Annotated in this window: 19 protein-coding genes; 2 read left to right on the top strand and 17 right to left on the bottom strand. The window is 71.2% G+C overall.

Annotated elements, in window-relative coordinates:
* Positions 1-85: 85 nt before the first annotated feature.
* Genes AB0M59_RS33475 through AB0M59_RS33530 form a run of 12 tightly spaced genes read right to left on the bottom strand, consistent with a single transcriptional unit; the run spans position 86 to position 11,387 of the window.
* A complete protein-coding gene (locus tag AB0M59_RS33475) occupies positions 86-697 on the bottom strand; it encodes a hypothetical protein (RefSeq protein ID WP_364623414.1) in 612 nt (203 codons plus the stop codon).
* Positions 694-1,191: a hypothetical protein gene (locus AB0M59_RS33480; protein WP_364623417.1), complete on the bottom strand. Its 498-nt coding sequence runs from the start codon at positions 1,189-1,191 to the stop codon at positions 694-696. Before AB0M59_RS33480 ends, AB0M59_RS33475 begins: the two co-directional genes overlap by 4 nt.
* Positions 1,188-2,294 (bottom strand): MlaD family protein, encoded by a 1,107-nt coding sequence (locus AB0M59_RS33485; RefSeq protein ID WP_364623420.1) that lies wholly within the window; start codon positions 2,292-2,294, stop codon positions 1,188-1,190. The genes AB0M59_RS33480 and AB0M59_RS33485 overlap by 4 nt, the downstream gene beginning before the upstream one ends.
* Positions 2,294-3,265: an MCE family protein gene (locus tag AB0M59_RS33490; protein WP_364623422.1), complete on the bottom strand. Its 972-nt coding sequence runs from the start codon at positions 3,263-3,265 to the stop codon at positions 2,294-2,296. The genes AB0M59_RS33485 and AB0M59_RS33490 overlap by 1 nt, the downstream gene beginning before the upstream one ends.
* Entirely contained in the window at positions 3,262-4,260 is a 999-nt protein-coding gene (locus tag AB0M59_RS33495; protein ID WP_364623424.1) for an MCE family protein, read from the bottom strand. The genes AB0M59_RS33490 and AB0M59_RS33495 overlap by 4 nt, the downstream gene beginning before the upstream one ends.
* Positions 4,260-5,270 (bottom strand): MCE family protein, encoded by a 1,011-nt coding sequence (locus tag AB0M59_RS33500; protein WP_364623427.1) that lies wholly within the window; start codon positions 5,268-5,270, stop codon positions 4,260-4,262. Before AB0M59_RS33500 ends, AB0M59_RS33495 begins: the two co-directional genes overlap by 1 nt.
* Positions 5,267-6,283 carry an MlaD family protein gene (locus tag AB0M59_RS33505; protein ID WP_364623429.1) on the bottom strand — a complete coding sequence of 339 codons (1,017 nt, stop codon included), beginning with the start codon at positions 6,281-6,283 and terminating at the stop codon, positions 5,267-5,269. Before AB0M59_RS33505 ends, AB0M59_RS33500 begins: the two co-directional genes overlap by 4 nt.
* Complete coding sequence (locus tag AB0M59_RS33510) at positions 6,280-7,476, bottom strand: MCE family protein (protein WP_364623432.1); 1,197 nt, start codon at positions 7,474-7,476, stop codon at positions 6,280-6,282. The genes AB0M59_RS33505 and AB0M59_RS33510 overlap by 4 nt, the downstream gene beginning before the upstream one ends.
* Positions 7,473-8,288 carry an ABC transporter permease gene (locus AB0M59_RS33515; RefSeq protein ID WP_284745804.1) on the bottom strand — a complete coding sequence of 272 codons (816 nt, stop codon included), beginning with the start codon at positions 8,286-8,288 and terminating at the stop codon, positions 7,473-7,475. The genes AB0M59_RS33510 and AB0M59_RS33515 overlap by 4 nt, the downstream gene beginning before the upstream one ends.
* Positions 8,289-9,074, bottom strand: a complete 786-nt coding sequence (locus tag AB0M59_RS33520) for an ABC transporter permease (protein ID WP_364623435.1) — start codon at positions 9,072-9,074, stop codon at positions 8,289-8,291.
* Positions 9,071-9,814: a hypothetical protein gene (locus AB0M59_RS33525; protein ID WP_364623438.1), complete on the bottom strand. Its 744-nt coding sequence runs from the start codon at positions 9,812-9,814 to the stop codon at positions 9,071-9,073. Before AB0M59_RS33525 ends, AB0M59_RS33520 begins: the two co-directional genes overlap by 4 nt.
* A 31-nt stretch (positions 9,815-9,845) precedes the next feature.
* A complete protein-coding gene (locus tag AB0M59_RS33530; RefSeq protein WP_364623441.1) occupies positions 9,846-11,387 on the bottom strand; it encodes a DUF6801 domain-containing protein in 1,542 nt (513 codons plus the stop codon).
* A 252-nt stretch (positions 11,388-11,639) separates the two neighbouring features.
* Between AB0M59_RS33530 and AB0M59_RS33535 the strand changes: the two genes are divergently transcribed.
* Positions 11,640-12,575, top strand: coding sequence for an ATP-binding cassette domain-containing protein (locus tag AB0M59_RS33535; RefSeq protein WP_364623444.1), 936 nt, complete (start codon positions 11,640-11,642; stop codon positions 12,573-12,575).
* Positions 12,572-13,405: an ABC transporter permease gene (locus AB0M59_RS33540; protein WP_364623447.1), complete on the top strand. Its 834-nt coding sequence runs from the start codon at positions 12,572-12,574 to the stop codon at positions 13,403-13,405. The genes AB0M59_RS33535 and AB0M59_RS33540 overlap by 4 nt, the downstream gene beginning before the upstream one ends.
* Before the next feature lie 121 nt (positions 13,406-13,526).
* Here AB0M59_RS33540 and AB0M59_RS33545 read toward each other — a convergent pair whose 3' ends face one another.
* The 5 genes from AB0M59_RS33545 to AB0M59_RS33565 are packed head-to-tail and all read right to left on the bottom strand — an operon-like array spanning position 13,527 to position 25,237.
* Positions 13,527-14,633 (bottom strand): nucleotide disphospho-sugar-binding domain-containing protein, encoded by a 1,107-nt coding sequence (locus AB0M59_RS33545; protein WP_364623450.1) that lies wholly within the window; start codon positions 14,631-14,633, stop codon positions 13,527-13,529.
* Positions 14,630-15,406 carry an alpha/beta hydrolase gene (locus AB0M59_RS33550; protein ID WP_364623453.1) on the bottom strand — a complete coding sequence of 259 codons (777 nt, stop codon included), beginning with the start codon at positions 15,404-15,406 and terminating at the stop codon, positions 14,630-14,632. The genes AB0M59_RS33545 and AB0M59_RS33550 overlap by 4 nt, the downstream gene beginning before the upstream one ends.
* Complete coding sequence (locus AB0M59_RS33555) at positions 15,394-15,678, bottom strand: acyl carrier protein (RefSeq protein ID WP_364623455.1); 285 nt, start codon at positions 15,676-15,678, stop codon at positions 15,394-15,396. Before AB0M59_RS33555 ends, AB0M59_RS33550 begins: the two co-directional genes overlap by 13 nt.
* Positions 15,675-19,511 carry a type I polyketide synthase gene (locus AB0M59_RS33560; RefSeq protein ID WP_364623457.1) on the bottom strand — a complete coding sequence of 1,279 codons (3,837 nt, stop codon included), beginning with the start codon at positions 19,509-19,511 and terminating at the stop codon, positions 15,675-15,677. The genes AB0M59_RS33555 and AB0M59_RS33560 overlap by 4 nt, the downstream gene beginning before the upstream one ends.
* Positions 19,508-25,237: an SDR family NAD(P)-dependent oxidoreductase gene (locus tag AB0M59_RS33565; RefSeq protein ID WP_364623460.1), complete on the bottom strand. Its 5,730-nt coding sequence runs from the start codon at positions 25,235-25,237 to the stop codon at positions 19,508-19,510. The genes AB0M59_RS33560 and AB0M59_RS33565 overlap by 4 nt, the downstream gene beginning before the upstream one ends.
* Positions 25,238-25,249 lie beyond the last annotated feature (12 nt).

The following is a 25,249-nucleotide window of genomic DNA, read 5'->3' on the forward strand; positions in this document are numbered from 1 at the left end:
CCCTGTCAACGAACCGAGAATGTGCGGAAATACTTTGTCATTCCGTTCACTGCCCGATGGGCAACGCCTGTTGTCAGGGTGACAATCACGCGGCGGACATCCCGCTGACCCGCCACTTCCCGGCCACGCGCTCGGCCGTGACGCTCAGCTGAGCGGCCCCGGTGCTGTGCTGCCCATCGCCTCTCGTGCCGGTCTGGTCGAGGAACACGAGCAGCGCCGCGCGGTCGCCGTCCAGCAGTTTCACGCCGGACGCGACCGCGGTCGAGGTGACCACGAGCTTCTGGTCGGCCGCGAGCTTGCGGACCTCGCCGAAGAGCTGGTCGTACTGCGCGAGGGCTGGGCCGGCGAGGAGTTCTTTCGCCGCCCGTTCGTTCTTGGCCGGGTCGTCGTAGCGGTAGGAGAACAGCGTGCCGAGCGCAGCGCTGATCTGTTTCCCGGCGTCTCCGGTGCCCGCGACGTCGGAAAGCGCGGTGTTGTGCGCGACGACGGCGTTCGTGCTCCGCGCTTCGAGCGTGAACCACACCGCGAGACCGGCCATCACCACAGCGATCGCGGCGAGCAGCTTCCGTCGTGGCCGGGCGGTCGTGAGTGGGAAACCGGGTTCTAACCCTGTTTCACACTCACGAGAGTCTTGGTCCTCGGAGTCGTGGTGGCGGCCCGCGACCTTCACCGAGCGCTTCTTCGTCGCTGCCTTCATGGCGCCTCCCCCGTCGGGACCTGGCCCAGCCCGGTGACCCGCCAGCCCTCGGGCCCGCGGCTCAGGTCGGCCTGGAACCGGTTGCGTTTCGTCACGGCGTCCCCGCCTTCGGGCGCCACCACCAGCTCGACCGACGCGATCAGCTTCGCCGTGCCCGCGCCGGTGTCCACTTCGGTCACCGCCGCGTCGGTCACCTTGCCGGTGGTGACGGTCTTCGCCTGCGCGATCCGGTCGAGACTGCCTTGACGATCGGCAGCCAGCTCGTCGTGCAGCGCGCCGCCCGACAGCTCGAGCCAGTGCTGGTACCCCGGCGCCGCCTGCCGGTAGTCCAAAGTGGTCAGTCCGGCGACGGCGGTCCGGCCCGCCTGCAGCGCGTCTTCCCGGACGACTGCCCGCGCGACGCCGTCGTCGTGCGCCGCCTGCCACCAGGTGAACCCGGACCACCCGGCCGCGACGGTCGCCAAGACCGCGGCCGGCCACACGAAGATCCTCACGGCCGTCCTCCCGGTGCGTTCTGCGAACCCCGCACGTTCGTCGGGTCGCCCTTCGGCAACGCGCACCGCGCGGCCGTGTTCAGCGGGCGGGTCGAGGTGTCGAGGCCGTCGCGGTACGGCGTCGGGTAGCCGGTGGTGCAGGGCGGCGGGTCGAAGAACGTGAGCGACAGCCCGAAGTGCGCGCCGTCCGGCCGGACGACCGCGCTGCCCGCGGCGACCGCCGCCGGCGCGGTGATCAACAGCTGCCGCAGCCCGCTCTGCCGCGTTTCGAGGACGTCCGCGGTGGTCAGCAGGTTGGCCAGCAGCACACCCAGCTGCGGCCCGGAGTCGCGGATCAGCGCACCGACCTCGTTCGCCGCCGCGGGCACCGCCGGGATGAGCGTGCGCAGGTCGCCGTCGGACTGCTTCAAAGTGGACGCGAGCAGCTTCGCGTTCGCGCCGAAGCTGCGGATCGCGTCGGCCTGCTGCACCTGCGTGTCGAGCACGACGTGCGCGTCGGTGACGAACCGGGTCAGCGGCGCCACGTGCGCGCTCGCCGCCTGCACGAACTCGATGCCGCGGCCGATGAGCTGGTCGAGCGCCGGGCCGGCGTCGGACGTCGCGTTGTACAGCTCGTCGACGACCGTTCGCAACGCCGGCTTGGGCACCGAGTCGGCGAACGAGTCCACCGTCGACAAGACGACGTCGACCGGGAGCGGGATCTTCGTGTCGGCCTGGGTGATCACCGAACCGTCCCGCAGCTTCGGCCCGCCGTCCACACGCGGCCGGAGGTCGACGTACTGCTCGCCGATGGCCGACCGGTCGGCGACGACGGCTTCGGTGTCGGCCGGGACCGGCGCGGTGCCGGAGTCGATCTCGAGGTCGGCTTCCATCCCGGCCGGGGTAAGCCGCAGCTCGCCGACGCGGCCAATCGGCACCCCGCGGTAGGTGACCTCGGCGTTGGTGAAGATGCCGCCACCGGTCGGGAACTGCGCCTTGACGGTGTAGCCGCGGTCGAAGAACACCTTGTCGAGGCCCGCGTAGGTGGCCCCGACGTAGGCGACGCCGAGCACGGCGATGACGACGAAGGCGGTCACCTGGACGCGCACGAACCGGGTCAGCATCAGTGGCCCACCTTGAGGAACCCGTTGAGGTAGTCGCCGCGGATCGTGTCGAGGGCGGCGTCCGGGAACGGGAAGGTGAAGATCATCTCCATCGCCTTCGGCAGTTTGTCCCCGGAGTCGGCGAGGCGCCGTAGCAGCGGTTCGAGGGCCTTGAGGTCGGCGACGAGGTCGTCCTTGCTGCGGTTCACCGTGTCGACGGCGACGGACGTCAGGCCGTCGAGCGACTTGAGCATCCCGACGAGCGCTTCCCGCTGCTGGTTGAGGACGCCGATGCCGGGCGTCAGGCCGTTGAGCGTCGTAGTGATCTGGTCGGTGTGCGCGTTCAGCGTCTGCGCCAGCTTGTTGACGCTCTCGATGGCCCGGGTGATCTCGGTGCGGTGCTCGTCGAGACCCTTCACGAAGGCGTCCAAACTGGACAGCAGGCTGCGCGCCGCGGTTTCGCGACCACCGAGTGCCTCGTCGAGCTGGTGGCTGATGTTCTGGACCTGCGCCACGCCGCCACCGTTGAGCAGCAACGACAACGCGCCGAAGACCTCCTCGATCTCGGGCGTCAGCGTGGAACGGTCGAGCGGGATGGCCGCGCCGTCGAGGAGCCGGCCGGACGGCGTCGCGTCGTCCGGCGGGGCCAGCTCGACGAACTTCTCACCGAGGATGCTGGCCTGCCGCAGCCGCGCGACGGCGTTGCCCGGCAGGTCGACGTCGCCGTTCAGCAGCAGGTCGACGAGCGCGCTGTGCCCGTCGGGCGCCAGTTCGACCTTGACGACCTGCCCGACCGGCACGTCGTTGACCTTGACCCCGGACTGCGGCACCAGGTCGAGGACGTTCGTGAAGCTCGCCCTCACGTGGATCGGGTGGTCGCCGAGCGCGGCGCCGCCGGGCAGCGGGATGTCGTAGACGCTGACCCCACGCCCGCAGCCGGTGGTGACCAGCGCGAGCGTCACCACCGCGGCCAGCTTGACCAGGGACTTCATTTCGGCTCCGGGAATTCGAGGAGGTTGCCGCGGCCGTCGATGGTTCCGTTCGCCTGGTCGTAGGCGCCCAGCAGGTTCGTCAGGGCGTTCGGGGCCGCTTGGAGGGCTTCGGCGAGAGAGTCCTTCTGGTTCACCAACACCTTGGTTACGTCGGCGAGCTTGTCCACATCGGACTGGACCTTGCCGCGGTTGTCCTTGATGAACCCCTGCACGACGCCCAGCGCCTGGGTCAGCTCGGTCAGCGCGCCGGAGAACTGGTCGCGCTGGTCGGCCAGGACCTTGCTGAGCGACGCGATCTGCGAGATGGCCTGCTTCACCTGCCCGTCGTTGGCGGCGAGCATCGCGGTGAACTTGCTGATGTTGTCGACGGAGCCGAACAGGTCGTCCTTGGAGTCGCTCGCCGCGCGCGCGAACTCGCCGAGGTTCTTGATCGCCGTGCCGATCGTCTGCCCGTTGCCGTCGAGGTACTCCGCCGACTTGGTCAGCACCTCGCTGACCGCGCCGTCCTTGTTGGCGCCCTGCGGGCCGAGCGCGGTCATCAGCTGGTTCAAACTGTGCAGCAGGTCGTCGACCTCGACCGGCGTCGCGGTGCGCTCCCGCGGGATCGACGCGCCGTCGGCCAGCCGCGGCCCGCCTTGGTAGACGGGCGTGATCTGCACGTACCGGTCGGCGACCAGGCTCGGGGTGATGACGACGGCTCCGGCGCCGGCCGGGAGCTGGACGTCCGGCTTGAGCGTCATGGTCACCTTGACGTCGGTGCCGTTCGGCTCCACTTTGGACACGGACCCGATCGCGACGCCCAGGACGCGGACGTCCGAGTTGGGGTAGACGCCGACGGCGGCCGCAAAGTAGGCGGTCAGCGTGCGCTCGGCCGGCGCGGTGACCAGGGGCCAGACCGCCGAGACCACCAGCGCGAGGACGACACCGAGCGTCAGGGCCTGTGATCGCGTTCGCCGGCGAGCCTGGGCTCCCAGGTCGATGAGCTGGTGCGCCATCAGCGTCCCCCGTTCTTCGGCGGCAGGCAGCTGCCCGGCGTCGTGCCGGTGGGGATGAGCCCGCAGATGTAGGTGTCGATCCACCGGCCGTTGCCGACGGCGTTGCCGAGCAGCCGGTAGAACGGCCCGGCCAGGCGAAGGCTGTCCTCCAGCTTCCCCTGGTTCTGCTGCAGCACGGTCGCGACGCGGTCGAGCTGGTCGAGCGCCGGTCCGAGCGTCTTCTGGTTGTCCGCGACCAGCCCGCGCAGCTGGATCGAGAGGTTCTTGACGCCGCTGAACAGGGACGCGATAGCGTCCTTGCGGGCGTTGAGCTCGGTGAGCAGCGTGTTGCCGTCTCGAATCAGGGCCTGGATCTGGTCGGAGCGCTCACCGAGCGTCTTCGACACCTGGTTGGTGTTCTGGAACAGCTTCACCAGCTCGTCGTCGCGGGACGCAAGCGTTTGCGACAAGGCGGCGATCCCGTCGAACGCCGTCTTGACGTCGCTGGGGGCGGACGCGCCGAGCGTGTCGGACAGCACGCGGAACGCCTGTGCGAGCTGGTTCGTGTCGATGGCCCCGACCGTGCTAGCCAGGTCGTTGAACACCTCGGTGACGTCGTAGGGCGAGCTCGTGCGTTCGGCCGGGATCGGCTGGTCCGGGTTCAGCTCGCCGTTGCCGACCGGGTCGAGCACGAGGTTCTTCTGGCCGAGCAGTGTCTTGATCTTGATCGCCGCCGTGGTCCGGTTGCCGACCCAGGTGTCCCTGACCCGGAACAGCACCTCGACGTGGTCGCCGGCCAGCCGCACGTCGGTGACCTCGCCGACCTTCACCCCCGCGACCCGGACCTCGTCGTTCGGCTTCAACCCGGCTGCCTCGTGGAACTCGGCCTTGTACGTGGTGCCGCCGCCGAGGAGCGGCAGGTCGTCGGAGAAGAAGGTCGCGCTGCCGGCCAGGGCCATGACCAGCGCGGTCACCGCACCGACCACGATCGGGTCGCGGCTGCGGAACGGCTTGATCCGCGGCGGTTTCATCGGCACCTCGCAGCGGTCACGGGAATACCCGGTGGGGGTCCGCCCGGCGCGGGCTTCGCGTCGGAGTCGACCGCGCACAGGTAGAAGTTCGCCCATGAGCCGTAGGAGAAGAGCGTGCCGATCCGGTCGAGCTTCTTCGGCAGGTTGTCGATGAACTGCTGGAACACCGGCGTGTTGTCGGCCAGGTTCTTCGACAGGTCGCCGAGCGCGGTGATGCTGTCCTTGAGCGGCTGACGTCCTTGCTGCAGCAGGTCGGCGGTGGCGGTGGTCAGCTCGCCGAGCCCGCCGATCGCCTGCCCGATCGGTTTCGCGTCCGCGGCGAGGCCGGTGACCAGCTGCGCGGTCGTGTCGACGAGCGCGTCGAACTGGTCGCCTTGGGCGTTCACGGTGTCGAGCACGGTGTTGAGGTTGCCGATCACCTGCCCGATCACGGCGTCCTTGCCGGCCAAAGTGGACGTCAGCGACGCCGTGTGCTGCAGCAGGCTTTCGATCGTGCTGCCCTCGCCCTGCAGGACCTGGATGATCTCGAACGACAGCTGGTTGACGTCGTTCGGCGACAGCGCCTGGAAGAGCGGCTTGAAACCGTTGAACAACGCGGTGAGGTCGAGCGCCGGTTTGGTCCGTTCCAGGGGGATCTGCGCGCCTTCGCCGAGGGTGGGCGAGATGTCGGTGGCGCCCGGGTCGACCGAGAGGTACCGCTGCCCGACGAGGTTGCGGTAGCGGATGGTGATCGAGGCCGACGACGTGAGCCGGTGCGTGCGGTCGACGGAGAACGCGACGTCGGCCAGCCGGTGTTCGACGACGTGCACCTCGTCGACCTGGCCGATCCGGACGCCGGCCATGCGGACCTCGTCGCCGGGGTTGACCGACGTCGCGTCGGTGAACCGGGCCGTGTAGCCGATGGTCGCGCCGACGCTCGAGTTGGCGATGGTGATCGCGAGGATCCCGGTGGCGACCGCGGTGACCAGGAAGAAGAGGAGGCCTTTGATCGCGGGGCCGGCAACGCTCCTCATCGGACGGTCACCTCCGTCCCGCGCAGCGCCGGTCCGATCAGGACACTGCTCCAGTCCGGCACGTCGCCCAGTGCGGGCTTCAGGACTTCGGCGACGAGCTGCCGCTCACCCGGCGAGTTCGCCGGGCCCAAATCACCGTCGGTGGCACCGGCGGCCGCCGCCCCACCGCCGTAGCAATTCGGCCCGCCGGTGGCGTCGAACCGCGGGGTGTCGCGGCCGGGCACGTACTTCTCGCGCGGGTTCTGCACGGTGAGCGTCACGTGCAGGCCCGGCTCGTTCGTGCCTTTGCCGAGGGTCTTCTCCATCAGCGGCTTGAGCCGGTTGACCGCGTCGAACAGGCACGGGAACTCCGGCGAGTACTGCGAGAGCAGCTCCAGGGAGGGGCGGCTTTCGACCGAGACACCGATGATGTTGTCCTTGTTCTTCCGCAGGAAGTCGTTCAGGTGCCCGGTGGCGCTGGTGACGCTCGTGTACAGGTTGTCGAGGTCCGCGCGGGTGTCCACAATGGTCTTCGCGGTCGTTGACAGGTCGGTGAGCGCCTGCAGGATGTCCGGCGCGGCGGTGGTGTAGACGTCGGCCGCGTTCGCGAGCCCGGTGATGTCCGCCTTGAACTGCGGCATCAGCGGGTTGAGCTGCGCCAGAAGATCCTGCAGCCGCACGATGCTGTCGCCGATCGGCTGCCCGCGGTGGTCGAGGGCCTGCGAGATCGCACCGAGCGAGCTGTTCAGCTTCTGCGGCTGGACGGCGCGCAGCAGCGGCAGCAGGTCGCCGAGGACGCGTTCCAGCTCGATCGCGCTCGACGAGTGGTCCTGCGCGATGACGTCACCCGCGCCGAGTTTCCCTTGTGGACGGTCCGGCAACACGAGGTTGACGTACCGCTCGCCGAACACCGTCTTCGGCAGCAGCCGCGCGGAGACGTTCTCTGGTAGCAGGCCGATTCTCGCCGGGTCGAGCGCGAGGTCGATCTCGGCGCCGGTCCGCGTGCTGCGCACCGCCCGGACCTCGCCGAACGGCACGCCCTTGACCTTCACCTCGGCCGTCGGCGCGAGCTGGTTGCCGACTCGGTCCGCTCGCAGCGTCACCACTTCGGAGTCGTCGAAGTCCTTGTCGTAGATGGCGACCGCGAGGTAGCCGAGCAGGACGAGCACGCCGAGGAACGCGACCCCGGCGAGCTGCGTGCCGAACCGGCTCATCCCGACACCTTCACCGTGGTCGTCGCACCCCAGATGGCCAGGGACAGGAACAGGTCGAGCACGCTGATCAGCACGATCGACGTCCGCACGGCCCGGCCCACCGCGACGCCGACACCGGCCGGGCCGCCGCTTGCCCGGTAGCCGTAGAAGCAGTGCGTCAGGATCACGCCGACGCTGAAGACGAGCACCTTGCCGAACGACCACAGCACGTCGCCGGGCGGCAGGAACAGCGTGAAGTAGTGGTCGTAGGTGCCGCCGGACTGTCCGAAGAAGACGACCGTCGTGAGCCGCGAGCCGAGGTAGGAGATCAGCAACCCGACGACGTACAACGGGATGATCGCGATGAACCCGGCGATGATCCGCGTGGTGACCAGGTACGGCATGCTCCGCACGGCCATCACTTCGAGCGCGTCGATCTCCTCGGAGATCCGCATCGCGCCGAGCTGCGCGGTGAACCCACTGCCCACAGTGGACGACAGCGCGAGCCCGGCGACGAGCGGCGCGATCTCGCGCGTGTTGAAGTACGCGGTGAGGAACCCGGTCATCGCGGAAATGTTGATCTGGTTGAGCGCGCTGAACCCCTGCAGGCCCACGGTGACCCCGGTGAACACGCACAGCCCGACCATCACGCCGATCGTGCCGCCGATCACCGCGAGCGCGCCGCTGCCGAAGGTCACTTCGGCCAGCAGCCGCACGACTTCGCGGAAGTAGCGCGTCACGGCCAGGGGGACGGCCGCGAGCGCGCGGACGTAGAAGAGCAGCTGGTCGCCGAGGTCGAACAGCCGGTCGCCGGGTTTGCCGAGGATGGCCACTCAGGTCCCCTTCGCCGGAACGAGTTGCAGGTACAGGGCGGTGAGCACGGTGTTGACGAAGAACAGCAGCAGGAAGGTGATGACGACGGACTGGTTGACCACGTCACCGACGCCTTTGGGGCCGCCCTTGGGGTTCAGGCCGCGGTAGGAGGCGACGACCCCGGCGAGGTAGCCGAAGATCACCGCCTTCACCGAACTGACGACGAGGTCGGGCAACTGCGCGAGGGCGTTGAAACTGGCGAGGTACGCGCCGGGAGTGCCTCCCTGGATGATGACGTTGAAGAAGTAGCCGCCGAGCACACCGACGACGCTGACCAGGCCGTTGAGCAGCACGGACGCGCAGACGGCGGCCTGCACCCGCGGCACGACCAGGCGCTGGATCGCCGAGACGCCGAGCACCTCCATCGCGTCGATCTCCTCGCGGATGCTGCGCGCGCCGAGGTCCGCGCAGATGGCGCTTCCGCCGGCGCCGGCGATGATCAGCGTGGTGACGATCGGGCTGGCCTGCTGCACGACGGCCAGGACGCTCGCCGCGCCGTTGAACTGCTGGGCGCCGATCTGGCTGGTGAGCGAGCCGAGCTGGAGCGAGATCACCGCACCGAACGGGATGGAGACGAGGATCGCCGGCGCGATGGACACGCTGGCGATGAACCAGAACTGCTGGACGAACTCGCGGACCTGGTACGGCCGGCGGACCATCGCGATGATGATGTCGAGGCCCATCGCGCACATGCGGCCGAACTCGCGCAGGCCGTTCGCGGCCCGCTGCTGCACCTGGATCGTCATGCCTTGCACCCGGTGCTGAAGCACCGCAACGTGAGGTTCGAGACGAAGGTGTTGCCCGGCCCCGAAACGAGACCGGTCAGCAACCGGCTCAGGTCCTCGTGCCCGACGCAGCCGGCGAACGGGGGCGCGGTGAAGGTGGAGGTCACCTTCACCGGCGGGGCCGGCAGCGAGATCGGCACCAGCGCTTTGATGGTGACCGACGCGGGCTGAGCCGTCCGGCAGTCCGGCCCGACGTCGAGGGTCTTGCCGTCCACTTCGGCGTCCGAGAGCTTGATGAAGACCTTCGCGGTCACGTCCGTGTCGGCGCAGATGTTCGTCTGCGTGGCCTTGCAGTCCTTGTCCTTGCCCGTGTGCACCGTGGCCGTTCCGGTGGCGTCGCCGTCCGGGATGATCTCGACCCGGCCGGTGGTGGCCATGAACCGGAACGCCACGAAGTACCCGTTTGTGGGCGGGATGGCCAGCTTTCCGGTGATCGGCACCGTGTTGGTGAGGCCGCCCAGTGCGCCGTCGAAGGTCCCCGGCGGGAAGGCGATGTCGGAGCCGAGCTTGGCCACGTGGCTCGTGGTCGGCTGCTGCGCGTCCCCGAGGGTGAACCCGAAGGGGATCTGGGTGGCGGCTTGGGGTGCAGACGCATCTTTATCAGACACGGCCTCGCTCGGCGCGGCTTCCGCGGCGCCGAGCGAGAACGCGGCCAGCACCAGCACGAGCAGGAGCGGCACCGCGCGTGTCAGCACTGGCATCAGGAATTCCTCATGGTTCGTAGTAACAAGTTCACTTCTTGGTCAAGTTCACTTCGAGCTTGTTGCCCGGGCCGGAAGTGATGCCGGTGATCAGGCCGGTGAGGAAGCCGCAGCCGGTGAACCGCGGGATGCCGTACGTCGAGGTCAGCTTGCCGCCCTTCAGCGGGTCGAACCCGGGCGCCGAGGCGAGCGGCACGTCGGCCGGCTTCACCGTGTGGCACGACTTCGACGACAGGATCGGGAAGCCGAACACGCGGACCTTGGTGAGCTGGACGTCGACCTGCGCGTTCGCCTTGACCGCGCCGCCGGTGAGCGTGCCGTTGATGGCGCCGACCTGGTCGAGCTGCACGGTCGCGGACGCCGGGATGAAGCCGAGGACACGGAAGTCCACATCGGACTTCGGCAGCTTCAGCTGCGCGCCGAACTTGCCGGACGCGCCGTCGAGCTTGGCGTCGAGGCTGCCGGGGCCGAGCGGCAGTGTGGCGTGCAGCTGCTTGAGGGTCGACTTGCCCTTCACCGAGTACTTGACGTCGATGCCGCCCGGGGGCGTGGTCGACTGGGTCGTCGGCGTGGTCGGTTCCGTGGTGGGCGTCGTCGGCTCGGTGGCGGGAGTCGTCGGTTCCGTCGTCGGCGTGGTGGGTTCCGTCGTCGGGGTCGTGGGCTCAGTGGTCGGCGTCGTCGGCTCGGTCGTCGGCGTGGTGGGTTCCGTCGTCGGAGTCGTGGGTTCCGTCGTCGGGGTGGTCGGCGTCGTCGGCTCGGTCGTCGGCGTGGTCGGTTCTGTCGTCGGAGTCGTGGGCTCCGTCGTCGGAGTGGTCGGCTCAGTGGTCGGTGTTGTCGGCTCGGTGGTCGGCGTCGTCGGCTCAGTGGTGGGAGTCGTGGGCGCCGTCGTCGGAGTCGTGGGCTCGGTCGTGGGCGTGGTCGGGGTCGTCGGCGTGGTGGGCGTCGTCGTGCCGCCCGCCGGCTTGATCTCGAACGTGCCCAGCTGCTGGTTCTGGCCCGGCACGGCGACGCAGTCCGAGGTGAACGTGCCGAGGTCGGTCGGCTGGCCGTCCGCGGTGCGCGGGGTCATCGTGGTGCTGAAGTTCCCGACCGTCACCGACGCGGTGCCCGGGCTGGGGAACGTCACGGCCGGCGCCTTGCCGCTGCTCTTGACGTGGAACGCGCCCGAGGCCGGCACCGGCGTCGAGGCGATGGTCAGCGGCAGGTTCAAGTTCAGCGTCTTGTCCACCGGGTACTTGAGCTGGGCCGCGGCCTTCGCGCTCCCGTCCAGCGAGGTGGCGCCGACCAGCGTCAGGCCCTCGGTCGCGGTCTCCGGCACGGTGACGTCGACGTCGAACGTGATCGGCGTCGACGACGCGCCCGCCACGGCGTCGTCGGGCAGGTTCGTGTCGATCTTGACCGTCAGGACCTGGTCGCCGATCAGCGGGAACGGGCAGTTGTAGTTCAGCGTCAGGCTCACCGGCGCGGCCTCGGTCGGCCCCGCCCCGACCAGCGCGACGGTCGCCGCGATGCCCGCGACCGTCGCGACGGCGAGGCCGTAGGCGGGCTTTCTCGACTTCCACGAAAACTTCACGGCTCGTCACCTCGAGGAATGGGGGAATTTCAGCGAAAGTACCTCCGTAATTCCTGCCGAACAAGCCGCCGCCAATTCTTTGTCACGCGCAGGGGATCGGCCCCGCCATGAACGGTCACGCAGGTCAACGGTTGTCACGTGCGGACGATCCGCGTCCGCGAAAATTGTCACGCGCACGGCGAATGGTGGCCATCTTCTTGCTCGTCACCACCGCGTCCCGATACCTTTTTCCGGGCAGGGAAAGGAGCGGCCATGAACCAGCCGGTCATCGCCGTGACTGACCTCGCGAAGCAGTACGGCGAAGTCACCGCGCTCGCCGGGATCAGCCTCAGCGTCGCCCGCGGCGCGGTGCTGGCGGTCCTCGGCCACAACGGCGCCGGGAAGACGACGCTGATCGACATCCTCAGCACACGGGTCCGGCCGAGCGCCGGCACCGCCCGCGTCTGCGGCTACGACGTCGTGCAGCGCGGGCGCGCGGTCCGGCGGCGGATCGGGGTGACCGGGCAGTTCGCCGCGGTCGACGACGCCCTGTCCGGCCGTGGGAACCTCGTGCTGATCGCGCGGCTGCTGGGCGCGAAGCCGCGGCAGGCGCAGGCGCGGGCCGCCGAGCTGATCGCGTCGTTCGGCCTGGAAGACGCGGCGGACCGCCCGGCCGGCACCTACTCCGGCGGGATGCGGCGGCGCCTGGACCTGGCCGCGGGCCTCGTCGGCGCGCCGCAGGTGCTGTTCCTCGACGAGCCCACCACCGGTCTCGACCCGGTCAGCCGGTCCGGGCTGTGGTCGATCGTCGACGGCCTCGCGGCGCGGGGCACGACCGTCGTGCTGACCACGCAGTACCTCGAAGAGGCCGACCGGCTCGCCGACCACGTCGTCGTCCTCGGCCTCGGGCACATCACCGTGTCGGGAACGCCGTCGCAGCTCAAGGCGCGGCTCGGCAACCGGACGGCGACGCTGACCTTCGGCACCGAGTTGGCGTTGCGGCGCGCGGTCGACGCGCTCGCGCGCCTCGGTCTCGCGGCGGGCCGGACCGGGCTGGTGCTCGCGGTGCCGCTGAGCGGACCGGGCGACATCCCGGTGCTGGTGCGCGCGCTCGACGCGGCCGGCGCGCCGCTGCGGGACCTGACGGTGACCGAGCCGACGCTCGACGACGTCTACCTTTCGCTGCACCGGACGGCGGTGGCGTCGTGACGCAGGCCCGGCACCACGCGGCGGTGGCCGCGCTCGCCGACCCGGCGGCCTGGCCCGAATCCGGCTTCTGGACGCAGGTCCGCGTGCTGGCGGCCCGTTCGCTGCGCACGGCGTTCGGCGACCGGCGGCTGGTCTTCTTCGGACTGTTGCAGCCGGTGGTGCTGCTTCTGTTGTTCAGCCAGGTGTTCAGCGGTGTCGGGGCGCTGCCGGGCGTCGCGGCGTACCAGGGTTACGTGAACTTCCTGGTGCCGGCGACGCTGGTCAACATCGCGATGACGACGGCGATGAGCTCGGGCGCCGGCCTGCTGGCGGAGATCTACGGCGGCTTCACCGGACGCCTGCGGTGCCTGCCGATCTCGCTGTTCTCGGTGCTGGTGGCCCGGACCCTCGCCGACTCGGCCCGGCTGGGCGTCCAGCTGGTGGTGACGGCGCTGGCCAGCGTGGTCTTCCTCGGTTTCCGCCCGGCCGGCGGCCTGACCGGCCTCGGGCTGGCCCTGCTGCTGACGATGGTGGTGGGCTGGTGCCTGAGCTGGGTGTTCGTCGCGATCACGACGTGGCTGCGCAAGGCCGAGACGCTCCAGGCGGCGTCGTTCGTGGTGATGTTCCCGCTGATGTTCTCCTCCAGCGCGTACATGCCGCTGGACACGATGCCGGCGTGGGTCCGCGCGGTCTCGGCGGTGAACCCTCTGACGTACGCGATCGACGCGACCCGGGCATTGGCCCTGGCCCGCCCGATCGGCTGGTCCCTTCTCGCGGCCCTGGCCATCGCCGCGGCAGCCGCGCTGGCCGGCTCGACCTTGTCGGCCCGCACCTTCCGCACCCGCACGTAACTCGCGTGATCGAGCACGTAACTGGCGTGATTGAAGCCGTAACTCGCGAGTTCCGGCTTCAATCACGCGAGTTCCGGCTCTGATCACGCGAGTTCCGGCTCTGATCACGCGAGTTACGGGTTCAAGCCAGGGCTTCCAGGTGGGTTGCGGCCTCCTCTGCCCCACCAGCCGCTTCGAACGACTCGCGGATTCGGGCCGCACCGGGCCGGCAAGCCTCCGCCGACTCGATCGCCTTGCGGATGTCTCCCGACTTCGCGCGGTCGAAGCGGATCCGGATGCCCGCGCCCGCCGCCGTCACCTGCTGGGCCAGCATCGACTGGTCGTCGCGGATCGGGGCGACCACCAGTGGCAACCCGGCCGACAGCGCTTCGCACACGGTGTTGTGCCCGCCGTGACAGACCACCACCGACGCGTGCGCGAACACCGCCACCTGCGGGATCCGCCGGAACAGCCCGACGCTTTCACTGATCAAGTGACCGGCCGGATCCACCACCAGGCCCTGTACAGAGGGCATCCCGGCCAGTGCGTCGACGCTCTCCGCGAGGAACCGTGCTCCCGCCGAGGCGTTCGACGTCCCCAGCGTCACCACGACCAGCGGCCGATCGTCTACAAGAGACCACTCCCCCGAAGCGGCCGGCAGCGCCGGGCCGACATAGCTGATCGGAACCGCCAGGCGCGACGAACCGGCCAGTGCCCGCGTCGTGAACGCCAGCACCAGGTGCGGCGAGAACCGCAGATCCCCGAGCAGCACGCCGTGCCGGGCCCGCAGCCCGGCTTGGAGATCCGAAACCCAGGACGCGATCTTCGGCAGGGAACCCAGCGGGTCGGCCAGCTCGGTGGACGTCGACGCCGACGTCGCCCACGGCAGTCCGCACCGCGCGGCGACCAGCGCCCCGGCCATCGCCTGCTGATCCACCACGACCACGTCGGGCGCGAACGACGAGACCGCCGACAGCACGCCCGGCACCATCGCGTCCGCCAGGGGAACCAAATAGGACTCCCACAAGTACTTCAACGCGGCGAAGCCCCGCAACTCAGGCGGCCGCAAGGAAAGAGAAAACGGTGAAGAATCCCCAGCCGGGAACACGCGGCCGGAGACCAAAGTGGACACTTCCGGCGACGGACCGCACCAAGCCACGGAATGCCCCCGTGCCGACAACGCCGAAGCCACCCCGCGCAACGGCGCGACGTGCCCGGCCAGCGGCGGCACGACCAGCAGGAACCTCACGCTGCGTGCCGCTCGATCCAGCGCAGCACCAGCTCGCGCACCTCGCGGTGCTGCTCCACCAGCACCGAGTGCCCCTGCCCTTCGAAGACGTGCAGCTCGCCGTGCGGCAGCACCGACGTCAGCGCTTCGAGGTCGTCGGCCTGGTAGCCCTGACTGCCCAAAATGGACAGGACCGGGCAGCCGATCGCCGCCACCTGCTCCCACGTGAGCAGGGGCCCCAGCGGCACCTCCTCCGCCATCTTCGTCGACGTGATCCGCTCGGCCGCCATCTTCGCGAGCCGCCGGTGGTGGGCGCTGAAGTTCGCCTCGATCCAGTCGAAGCTTTCCTCCACCTGCAGGAACTTCACGGTGTACGCGAGGATCTCGGCCATCTTGCCCGCCCACACCTCGGTCGCGGGCTCCGACTCGATGCACACGATGCTCCGCACGCGCGAAGGATTGGCCACGGCGTAGCTGTAGGCGAGGGTCCCGCCGAAGCTGTTGCCCACCAGGTGCACCGGCCGGTCGACGCCGAGCTGCCGCAGCAGGTCGTCGAGGTCCGCGACGAAGTCACCCAGCGTGTAGCCCCTCACGGGCCGCTCGGTTTTGCCGTGCCCGCGCAGGTCGTAGCTGATGACGTCGATGCCGGCGGCGGCCACCGGCGGCGCCAGGGTGAGGTAGAAGCTCGCGAGGCTGTCGGTGCCCATACCGTGCAGGAACACCACGGTCTCGGTGCCGCCGGCGGGCACGAGCTGCACGTTGGTGCGCAGCCCGTTCACGGTCATCGTGGGCACGTGCGCTCCCCCACGAACCGGGCGATGTCGCCGACGGTCAGTCCGATGACGTCGTCGAGGTCCTGTTCCGCCAGGTACTCGGCGAGGTTGACCTCGGCGCCGAAGTGCTCGGCGAGGATGCTCGCGAAGGTCACCAGGTCGATGCTCTCCAGCTGCAGGTCCTCGTGGAACGTCGTGCCGGGCGTGATCTCGATGCCGAGCACGTCGCCGACGAGCTCGGTGAGCAGCTCGGCGACGACGTCGAAGGTCGCGGACGCGTGGTCGATGGTCATGGCGTGCTCCTGAGTTGTGCGATGGCGGTGTCACCGTTCAGCTCGACCGTGACGGCGAAGTCCGGGAGGTCACGGCCGCGGCCGGACACCCGCCCGTCGTCGTGGACGCGGATCTCCGCCGGGTAGACGGGTTCGGCGAGCCGGGCCCGGACGGCGTCCTTCGCGGCGATGCGTTCGAGCAGCCAGCCGCGAGCTCGCCGCGGGGACACGGCGGCGAACTCGGCGCGTTCCTCGGCACTGAGGTAGATGCCGGCGTAGATGTCCCGCGCGGCGACCGTCGGCCAGCGGTCGGTGACCGCGACCGAACCGTCGTCCCGCCGTTCCGCGAGCAGGTGCCGGTCCGGGAAGGCGTACACCCGGTGGGCCGCGCGGTCGCAGGGGAACCGGACGTCCCGCCAGCCCTCGATGCTCGCCAGCACCCGGCCGTCGCGCACCAGCTCGGCGTCCATCTCGAGCACGTCGGGCCGGGGCAGCCGGACGCGGACCAGGCAGGTGACGCGCGTGCCGGGCGCGGGTTCCGGCCCGTGCCAGGTGAGCCGGCCGATCGACCGTGGGAAGGCGAGCAGGCCGTCGGAGCGCGCGGCCATCAGCCAGCAGCCGAGCAGCTGGCCGACGTTGTCGAGCAGCCCGCCGGGCGCTTCCGGCACGACCAGCTCGCCGCGGATGTGCTGCTCGCCGAGGCCGGTCAGCCGGGCCAGGCCCCGGTACGCCGGCCCGTGGAACATCTCGCGCCGCGCGTAGATCTCTTCCGCGGTCAGCGGCGGCGTGGTTTCCGGGCCGGGCACTCCGGCCGGGGACGGCGGCGCGGCGAACGTCCCCAGCTCGACGGTCAGCAGCGCGTACGGTCCGATCTCGACGGTCACGCTGCCGCCCTCACGGCTCATCGAGAGCGGCACCCGTTGCGCCGGGGAGGCGATCAGCCACCGGGAGAACACCGCGTCCCGCACCGCGACCGCCGCCGTGCCCGGCCAGGCGCGTTCGACGGCCCGGCAGGCGAGGTCCACCAGCGTCGTCGCCGGCACCACCGGCCGGAAGTCGGACTCGTCGGGCCAGCCCTCGCGCTGCCGGAAGAACCGGTGGTCCCGCAGGTACGGCATCGCGGCCAGCGAGACGTCCACAGTGGACCCGACCCGCCGGCTCGCGGCGGCCGCGACGACGTCCGCAGCGGTCCGCCGGGTCTCGGTGAGCAGGGCGGTGAACTCGGCGACGATCGCGTCCGGCACCCCGGCTGGCAGGGCGTGGTCGTCGAGCAGCCCACGAGCCGAGTCTCCCAACGACAGCAGGGAGTTCCCGGTGCTGAGCCGGATCCGCCGCGGCTCCAGGGCCGCGAAGTCCGGATTCCCGCCCTCGACCCACAACGCGGTCGCGACGCGGCGCAGCTGCGCGAGGCCGGACCGGGTGCCGGACGCGGCCGCGACGACGAGGTGCCGCCGCTCGCCGAGCGTGTCGGTGACGTACGAGCCGAGCTGCCCGGCGCCGACCTGCACGAACGCGCGGAACCCGGCGTCGTGCAGCGCTTCGGTCAGCTCCCGGAAGCGGACCGGGCGGATCAGGTGCACGAGGTACAGGTCGCGGACCGCGTCCGGTTCCGCCGGGTAGGGCCGCGCGGTCGTTGCCGACCACACCGGAAGGGTCGGCTCGCGCAGGTCCAGCTCCGCGGCGAGCCGGGCGAACGGCGCGAGGTGCGGCCGCATCAGCGGGGTGTGGAAGCCGGACCGGAACGGCAGCGTCCGGGCCACGATCCCCAGCCCACGGCAGGTTTCGGCGAACTTCGCGACGGCATCGGGCGGACCGCACACGATCGTCTGCTTCGTCGCGTTCTCGTGCGAGACGACCAGGTCATCGGGCAGCAGCTCCGCGACCCGCCCGGCCGGGCAACCCAGTACCAGGTAGTCCGCGTCGGGCAGCTCGAACCCGTCGGGCCAGTACCGCTGCAGGAGACCCGGCTCCGCCCGGTACATCCCGGCGGCCTGCATCGCGGTCCACTCGCCGACGCTGTGCCCGGCCAGCGCGTCCGGCCGGATCGACAGCCGCCGCAAGGCCTCGTCGAGCACCAGCCCGGTCGCCGACACGCTCGCCGCGCGGTCGAGCACGCTCGCCGTGGACCACTGTGGACGGTCGAGCCCGAAGTGCTTGGTCACGTCTTCGATGCGCGGTTCGGCGCCGGCTTCCAGTCCCGGGTGGACGAACGCGATCTTCCCCGTCGGCAGCAACGGGTCGACCGAGCACCAGACGTCGCCACCGCCGTGCCACGACCGACCTCCGGCCGCCACTTTGGCGAGCACCTTCCGGGCCGTGGCCAGCTTGCGCTCGTCCGGGCCGACGATCGCGATCCGGCAGGGGCCGTCGCCCGAGCCGGGCCGGTCGAGCTGGTCCAGGAGTTCTCCGGGGGTGTTCGCGGCCAGCCGCAGCACGCGTTCCGGCTCGTCGACGCGCACCCGCCGCTTCGGCGCCGGGTCGCCGGCCGCCAGCACGACGTGCGCGTTGACACCGCCGAAGCCGAACGCGTTGACCGCGCCGACGCGCGGCAGCGCGCCCCACGGCTCGGCCTCGGCCAGCACCCGGAACCGGGTCTTGTCCAGCAGCGGGTTCGGGTCGGCGCAGTTGAGCGTCGGCGGCAGCACCTCGTGGTGCAGCGCGAGGGCGACCTTGACCAGCCCGGCGACCCCCGCCGTCGGCAGCGTGTGCCCGATCATCGACTTGACCGAGCCGATCACCGACCGAGACTCCGGCCCTGCCCCGTCGGCCTGGCCGAAGACGTCGGCGACGGTGGTCAGCTCGGCGGCGTCCCCGGCGGGCGTGGCCGTGCCGTGGGCTTCCAGCAAGCCGATCTCCGCCGGATCGAGCCCTGCCCAGGCCCGCCGCAACGCGAGCGTCTGCCCGGCGACGGACGGGCTGAGCAGGCTCGCGCCTCGCCCGTCGCTCGACGTGCCGCTGCCGCGGATGACGGCGTACACGCGGTCCCCGTCGCGCCGCGCGTCGGCCAGCCGCTTGAGCACGACGACCGCGGTGCCCTCGCCGATGAGCATGCCGTCGGCTTCGCGCGAGAGCGGGCTGATCCGCTGGCTCGGCGACAACGCGCCGAGCTGGGTGAACAGCGCCCAGAGCGTGTCGTCGTGCGTCTGGTGGGTGCCCCCGGCCAGCACGACGTCGCAGCGGTGCCGGGTCAGCTCGCCGATCGCCTGGTCGACGGCGACCAGCGAAGACGCGCAGGCGGCGTCCACGGTGTACGCCGGGCCGCCGAGGTCGAGCCGGTTGGCGACGCGGGCCGCGGCGAGGTTCGGCACGAGCCCGGCCGCGGTCTCCGGCCGGAACTCGCCGAGGGGTTCCAGCAGCGCCGTCCGCAGCCGGTCGAGGACGTCCGGCCCGGCCGACGGCAGGAGCTCGCTGACCGTGCGGGTGACCTGCCGGACGGTGCGGACGCGCTGGTCGAAGCTCCGCAGCCCGGGCGAGAGGTAGCCGCCGCGGCCGAGCACGACGCCGATGCGTTCGGGGTCGCCGAGCCGGCCGAGACCGCCCGCGTCGTCGACCGCGGCCACGGCGACGGCCAGCGCCGTCAGCTGGTCCGGCTCGGTGCCTTCGAGCGACGTCGGCGGCACTCCGTGGGCGATCGGGTCGAAGACCAGGGTGTCCGGGGCGAACCCGCCGCGGCGGCCGTGGGTCCGGTCCGGCGCGGTGGCGTCGTGCCCGTGGAACGCCGGGTCCCGGCGGTGCGACGGGATCTCGGTGACGGCGTCGACGCCCTCGGCGAGGTTCCGCCAGTACCGGTCCACTGTGGACGCACCGGGCAGGAACACGCCCATGCCGACGATCGCGACCGGCTCCTGGGTCACCACAGTGACGCCGTGTACAGGACCGCGCGGTCCGTGCCGTAGGCGAGTTCGCGCAGCAGGGCGGCGGTGCCCTCAGCCGCGTCGAGCAGGCGGACGTCACGGCGTTCGTACTCGCGCGCGAGTTCGGGTGACACCATGCCGCTGTGGTCGTCCGCGGGCGCCCACGGTCCCCAGTGGACGGTCACCGCACGGCCCGGCCAGCTTCTCGCCAGCGACTCCAGTGCGTCGTTCGCCGCGGCGTAGTCGGTCTGGCCGCGGTTGCCGAGCACCGCGGCGATGCTGCCGAAGAACGCGACGAATCCGGGTTCGACGTCGAGCGCGTCGAGCAGGGCCCGCGCGCCGTCCACTTTGGTCTCGTACACGGTCCGGAACGACTGCTCGTCCTTGTCGGCCATCAGCTTGTCGTCGAGCACGCCGGCCGCGAAGACGACGCCGTCGATCCGGCCGTGCAGGTTCTTGACGAGGTGGCGCACGGCGTCCGGGTCACGCACGTCGAGCGTCCGGTAGGCCGGGTCGCCGCCGGCGGCGCGGATCTCGTCGAGGGTGCGGCCGATCTCGCGCTGGGCCAGCACGGTCCGCACGCGGCGTTCGACGTCGGCGACCGAGCCACCGCGCCCGGCCAGCACCGCGCGCATCGCGGTGGGATCTTCGGGCAGGTCGTCCGGCTCCCCCGGCCACGCCGTCCGGCCTGCCAGCTCGATCCGGCAGCCGGACGCGGAGAGCGCGACAGCCGTGTGGGCGGCGATCCCGCGGGCCCCGCCGATCAGCAGAACGACGGAGTCCGGGCCGAGGCCGAGCGCGGCCAGCTCACCGCCGCCCGGCCCGGCGCCGGAGTACGCGATCGACCCGAGGCCCGCCGGCCGGGGCTCGATCGTGAAGCGGCCGGTCTCGTCGTGGCCGACCACGGCCGGTCCGTCGCTGAGGGCCTCGTCCACCAGGGTCTTCGCGACGTCCTGCGTCACCTCCACGAGCCGGGTGACGCCGCCGCGTTCCAGCGCCGCCGACCGCACCAGGCCGCGCAGCCCGGCCACGGCGTCCGGCTCCGCCGCCACGAGCACGGTGCCCCGCAGTGCCTTGAGCCGGGAGAACACCTCCGTCAGGTCACGGGCGAACAGCACGGTGATGTCCGCGTCCCCGGTGACGACCGCCGCCCCGGCCGCGGCGAACGCCGCTCGCACGGCGTCGTCCTCGCCCAGCACCGCCACGGTCTTCCCGCGCAGCCGTTCGGGATCCGGGTCCAGCGGCACCGGCACCCGTTCGAGCCGGTACCGGGTGGGCGCGGCGGCCGCCGGGGTGGGGTTCAGCCAGCTCTCGAGGTGCGCGGTCAGGGCGTCGGCCGTGCGGTCGCGGCTGAGCTGGTCGGTGCGGTCGTCGGCGGGGAGGCCGAGGCGGCCCAGGAGCGTCCCGGCGATCTCGGTGCGCTTGATGGAGTCGATCGACAGGTCGGCTTCGAGGTCGAGGTCGCCGGCGATCATCTCGGCCGGGTAGCCGGTGCGTTCGCTGATCACGCCGATCACCGTGGTGAGGACGTCTGCGGCTTCCGGTGCTTCGGGCTGCGGTTCCGGCTGCGGTCGCGGTGCGGGCTCGTGGACCACGACGGGCGCGGCGGCGGGCGCGCCGCCCAGGTAGCCGAGCATGATCTCCCGCTGGGCGGCGACGAGCTCGCGGGTGGTGCGCAGGAAGTCGACGACCGCCTGGTCACGGCCGGGAGCGGGCTGGGTCATGGCTGAACTCCGGATTCGTCGGGCCGGGAGGAGGGCAGGGGCCTCGGCGCCGGGCGCACGGGCGGACCGTCCGTCGACGGCCCAGGCGGTCGGGGACGGTGCCGGCCGTTTTGGCCGTTGCAGCCGGTCGGTGCGGACGTCGACGCCTGCGCGCGCAAGCGTTTGCAGCGCGGTCAGAAAACCCTTGAGATCGGGCCCGCACGCGACGACGGTGTGCGGCCGGTCGCCGAGGATCTCCCCGACGAGCCGGGTGAGCACCCGGCCCGGCCCGACCTCGACGAACGTCCGCGCGCCGGCGTCGTACATGGCTTCGACCTGCTCGAGGAACCGCACGGGCGCACCGATCTGCGCGACGAGTTCTTCTTTTACGTCGCCTTCGTACGGCTTCGCGGTGCGGTTCGACCACACCGTTCGCCGGGGTTCCCCGATGGATTCCCGGGCGAGTTCCTTGCCGAAGAGGTCGCCCGCTTCGGCGACCAGCGGACTGTGGAAGGCGCAAGCGACCGGGATCCGCTGGGCGGCGATGCCGGTCTCGCGCAACCGCCGGATCGCGCGTTCGATGGCGGCGGTCGGTCCGGAAAGGACGGCCTGTTCGGGCGCATTGTGGTTGGCGATCACGACATCCGGGCCGATGAGGGTCGGGGTGAGGAGGTCCCGCTTTACCCTGACCGCCGCCATGGTGCCGGGCCGGGCTGTGTCGGCGATGGCCTTCGCGCGGGCTCGGCTCAGCCTCAGCAGGGTTTCGGTGTCGAAGGCCCCGGCGACCGACAGCGCGACAAGCTCGCCATAGCTGTGCCCAGCGAGAAAGTCCGGCCGGACGCCGACTTGCCGCAGGAGCCGCGCCACGGCGGTCTCGACCAGCCCGAGCGCGGGCTGCGCGATGCGGGTGTCGGTGAGGGCCCGTTCTTGCGCTTCAGCGGCGTCGACGTCGAAGGCGTGCGGTGGAAACGCTTTCGCGGCGACGTCGGGGGCGAGCTTGAGCAGGTCGGCCAGTTCGGGGAAGTAGACGAACAGCTCGGTGAGCATGCCGGTGCGCTGGCTGCCCTGACCGGGGAAGAGGAAGGCGACCTTGCCCGGGTCGGAGTCGCTTTTCCGGACGTTCCGAAGGATCTCTTCGGCGTCGGCGGACCAATCCCGTAGGCCATGGCGCCGATCCGGGGCGACCGGTCCCGCCCCCAGCACCGCGTGGAAGTTCGTCCCGCCGAAGCCGAACGCGCTGACCCCCGCCAGCCGGGCCGGATCCGCCCACGGCCGCGCCGCCGTCGTGAACGTGAACGGGCTCGCCGCGTCCCAAGCCGTGTTCGGTCTGCTCAGGTGCAGCGTCGGCGGCACGACCTCGTGCCACAGCGCGAGCGCCGCCTTGATCAGCCCGGCCAGCCCCGCCGCGCACTTCGTGTGACCGATCTGGCTCTTCACCGACCCGAGCACGCACGAACCAGGCGACGCGCCGGCCTCCGTGAAGAAGCCGGTCAACGTCCGCAGCTCGGTCGCGTCGCCGACCACCGTCCCCGTCCCGTGGGCCTCGACCAGGCCGACGTCCACAGGGGACACTCCGGCGTCCCGGTAAGCCCTTTCCAGCGCGCGGTGCTGACCTTCCGGACGCGGCGCGGTCAGGCCGAGCGCCTTGCCGTCACTCGCCGCGCCGACGCCCTTGACCACGGCGTAGATCCGGTCGCCGTCGCGTTCGGCGTCAGACAGGCGCTTCAAAACCAGGCACGCGACGCCCTCGCCCAGCGCGATCCCGTCGGCCGCCGCGTCGAACGGGCGGCAACGGCCGGTCGGTGAAAGTGCGCCCGCCGAGGTGAACATCAGGTAGTCGTGGATGCCGTTGTGCAGGTCGACCGCGCCGCACAGCACCAGCGAGCTCGTCCCGGCGCGCAACTCCTTCGCCGCGAGGTCGAGAGCCGCCAGCGACGAGCCGCACGCCGCGTCCACCGTGTAGTTCGCGCCGCCGAGATCGAGCCGGTTGGCGATCCGGCCGGAGATGACGTTGGCGAGCGTGCCGGGGAACGTGTCCTCCGTCGGTGCGGGCAGCTGGGCGAGCAGCTCGGGCGGCACCTCGTCGAGGTAACCGTCGAGCAGGGACCGCAGCGTGCCCGCGTTGGCGAGGTCGCCGCCCGCCTCCGCACCGAACACGACGCTCGTCTGCTCACGATCGAAGTCGCGCTCGCCGTACCCGGCGTCGGCCAGCGCCCGGCGCGCGGTCTCCAGCGAGACGAGCTGCGCGGGATCGATGCTGCCCATCGCCGACGGCGGGATGCCGAAGTCGAGCGGATCGACGTCCAGCGGCGGCAGGAACCCGCCCCACTTCGACGTCGACCGTCCGAAGTAGACAGCGGGGTCCCAGCGTTCCGGCGGGACCTCGGTGACCGCGTCCTCACCACGCAGGACGGTCGACCAGAACGCTTCGAGGTCCGGAGCGCCCGGGAACGCGCAGGCCATGCCGATGACGGCGATGTCCCTGCTGTCCGAATCCGGAGCGGATTCCTCCACGCGTGCAAAGGTTTTCCCGGAAGTCACGTCGGCGTGCAACTCGGCGATCGTCGTGCGGCAGTCACGCAGCACGGCGACCTGACCGGCCATGTACATCCCCTCGGCGAGCTGGGTTCCCTCGTCGAGCCGCTCGCCGTCGCGCCGGACGCCCTTGCTCGCGACGCGCAGCCGTCCGGCGTTCAGCTCTTCCAGCCGCTGCCACGCCTCCTGCGCGGGCACGTCACGCAGACCGGCCTTGACCTGCTCGAACTCGGTCGTGTACGGGCTCGGCAAGCACCGCGTCCGGTGGCCCCGCGCGGTCTCGAGCGTGACGGTCGTGTCGGCGGCAATGGCGCGTTCCTGGAACAGGCCGGTGATCGCGCCGTGCGCGACGGCTTCCTCGGTGAAGAGGTACGCCGTGCCCATCAGGACGCCGACGGCGTCGAGCGGCGCCGCCATCGCGGTGACCATCGCCGCCGACCGGGCGTCGTGGATCCCGCCCGCGAACAGCACTTCGACATCCTTGGTCGCGCCGAGGACGGCCAGTTGTTCTTCCCACAGCTCGAAACTCGGCCGCGGACCGACGTGCCCACCGCATTCGGCGCCTTCGAAGACGAACCGGCGGACCCCGGCGTCGAGGTACTGACCGAGCAGGATCGGCGACGGGACGTGCACGAAGGTCGCGATCCCCTCGGCTTCCAAGGCCTTGACCTGACCCGGTTTTCCGCCCGCGACCAGCACGCACCGCGGCCGCACCGCGCGGATCGCGGAGAGCTGCTCGACGCGCAGGTCGTCGGGCACGAAGCCGAGGATGCCCGCACCCCACGGCCGGTCGCCGAGGCGGTCGGCGGTGGTGGTCAGCAGCTGCGTGGTGCGCGTGCCGTTCGCCGTGGCCACCGCGACGAACGGGAACCCGCCGGCCTCGGCGACCGCGGCGGCGAACCCCGGCTGGTCGCTGACCCGCGTCATGGGGCCCTGGACGATCGGGAGCGCGCTGCCCAAGGTCCGGCACAGCCGGTCGGAGGTCGCCGGCGCGGGCACCTCGACGCCGATGATCCGGCGGACGTCCGCTTCCACTGTGGACTCGAGGAGCACTCCGGCCGCGCCCCCGGCGAGCGCCCCCACCGCCGTCCGCGGGCCGGCCACGCTGCCCCACACCGGAACCTCGAACGTCGTGAGAAGTTGTTGCAGAAACACGAAGGCACTGAGTTCGCCGCCACGGGGGAGAAGTCCCAGCGCGCCACCTTCGACGGCCTCCCGGGCCGTGGCGACGTCGGACACCTCGGCGAGCGCGCCGGTCCACGGCGCCGTCGTGCGGACAGCGAAGGCGGCGCCCTCGGGAACCGGGCCGTCCGTGCGCACCCCGTAGGGCACCCGGACCCGCGTCGCGACGAGCCGGAGATCGGCCGGATCGGCGCCGTCTAGCACACCGAGGCCGCCGCCGCGCGCCACGGCGGCCACCGCGTCGGGGTCGCCGATGCCGAGGCACCGCAGCCGTCGAGCGTGCGACGGCGGGACGAGCTCGGCCATCGGCGGACCTCC

This window comes from Amycolatopsis sp. NPDC051371, from assembly GCF_040682155.1.
Taxonomy (GTDB): domain Bacteria; phylum Actinomycetota; class Actinomycetes; order Mycobacteriales; family Pseudonocardiaceae; genus Amycolatopsis.

Bases quoted from the DNA above. Each gene is read 5' to 3' on its own strand.
- AB0M59_RS33500 (WP_364623427.1), bottom strand. From the start codon at position 5,270: ATGAAACCGCCGCGGATCAAGCCGTTCCGCAGCCGCGACCCGATCGTG.
- AB0M59_RS33535 (WP_364623444.1), top strand. From the start codon at position 11,640: ATGAACCAGCCGGTCATCGCCGTGACTGACCTCGCGAAGCAGTACGGC.
- AB0M59_RS33510 (WP_364623432.1), bottom strand. From the start codon at position 7,476: ATGAGCCGGTTCGGCACGCAGCTCGCCGGGGTCGCGTTCCTCGGCGTG.
- AB0M59_RS33475 (WP_364623414.1), bottom strand. From the start codon at position 697: ATGAAGGCAGCGACGAAGAAGCGCTCGGTGAAGGTCGCGGGCCGCCAC.
- AB0M59_RS33485 (WP_364623420.1), bottom strand. From the start codon at position 2,294: ATGCTGACCCGGTTCGTGCGCGTCCAGGTGACCGCCTTCGTCGTCATC.
- AB0M59_RS33520 (WP_364623435.1), bottom strand. From the start codon at position 9,074: ATGACGATCCAGGTGCAGCAGCGGGCCGCGAACGGCCTGCGCGAGTTC.
- AB0M59_RS33490 (WP_364623422.1), bottom strand. From the start codon at position 3,265: ATGAAGTCCCTGGTCAAGCTGGCCGCGGTGGTGACGCTCGCGCTGGTC.
- AB0M59_RS33505 (WP_364623429.1), bottom strand. From the start codon at position 6,283: ATGAGGAGCGTTGCCGGCCCCGCGATCAAAGGCCTCCTCTTCTTCCTG.
- AB0M59_RS33495 (WP_364623424.1), bottom strand. From the start codon at position 4,260: ATGGCGCACCAGCTCATCGACCTGGGAGCCCAGGCTCGCCGGCGAACG.
- AB0M59_RS33525 (WP_364623438.1), bottom strand. From the start codon at position 9,814: ATGCCAGTGCTGACACGCGCGGTGCCGCTCCTGCTCGTGCTGGTGCTG.
- AB0M59_RS33565 (WP_364623460.1), bottom strand. From the start codon at position 25,237: ATGGCCGAGCTCGTCCCGCCGTCGCACGCTCGACGGCTGCGGTGCCTC.
- AB0M59_RS33555 (WP_364623455.1), bottom strand. From the start codon at position 15,678: ATGACCATCGACCACGCGTCCGCGACCTTCGACGTCGTCGCCGAGCTG.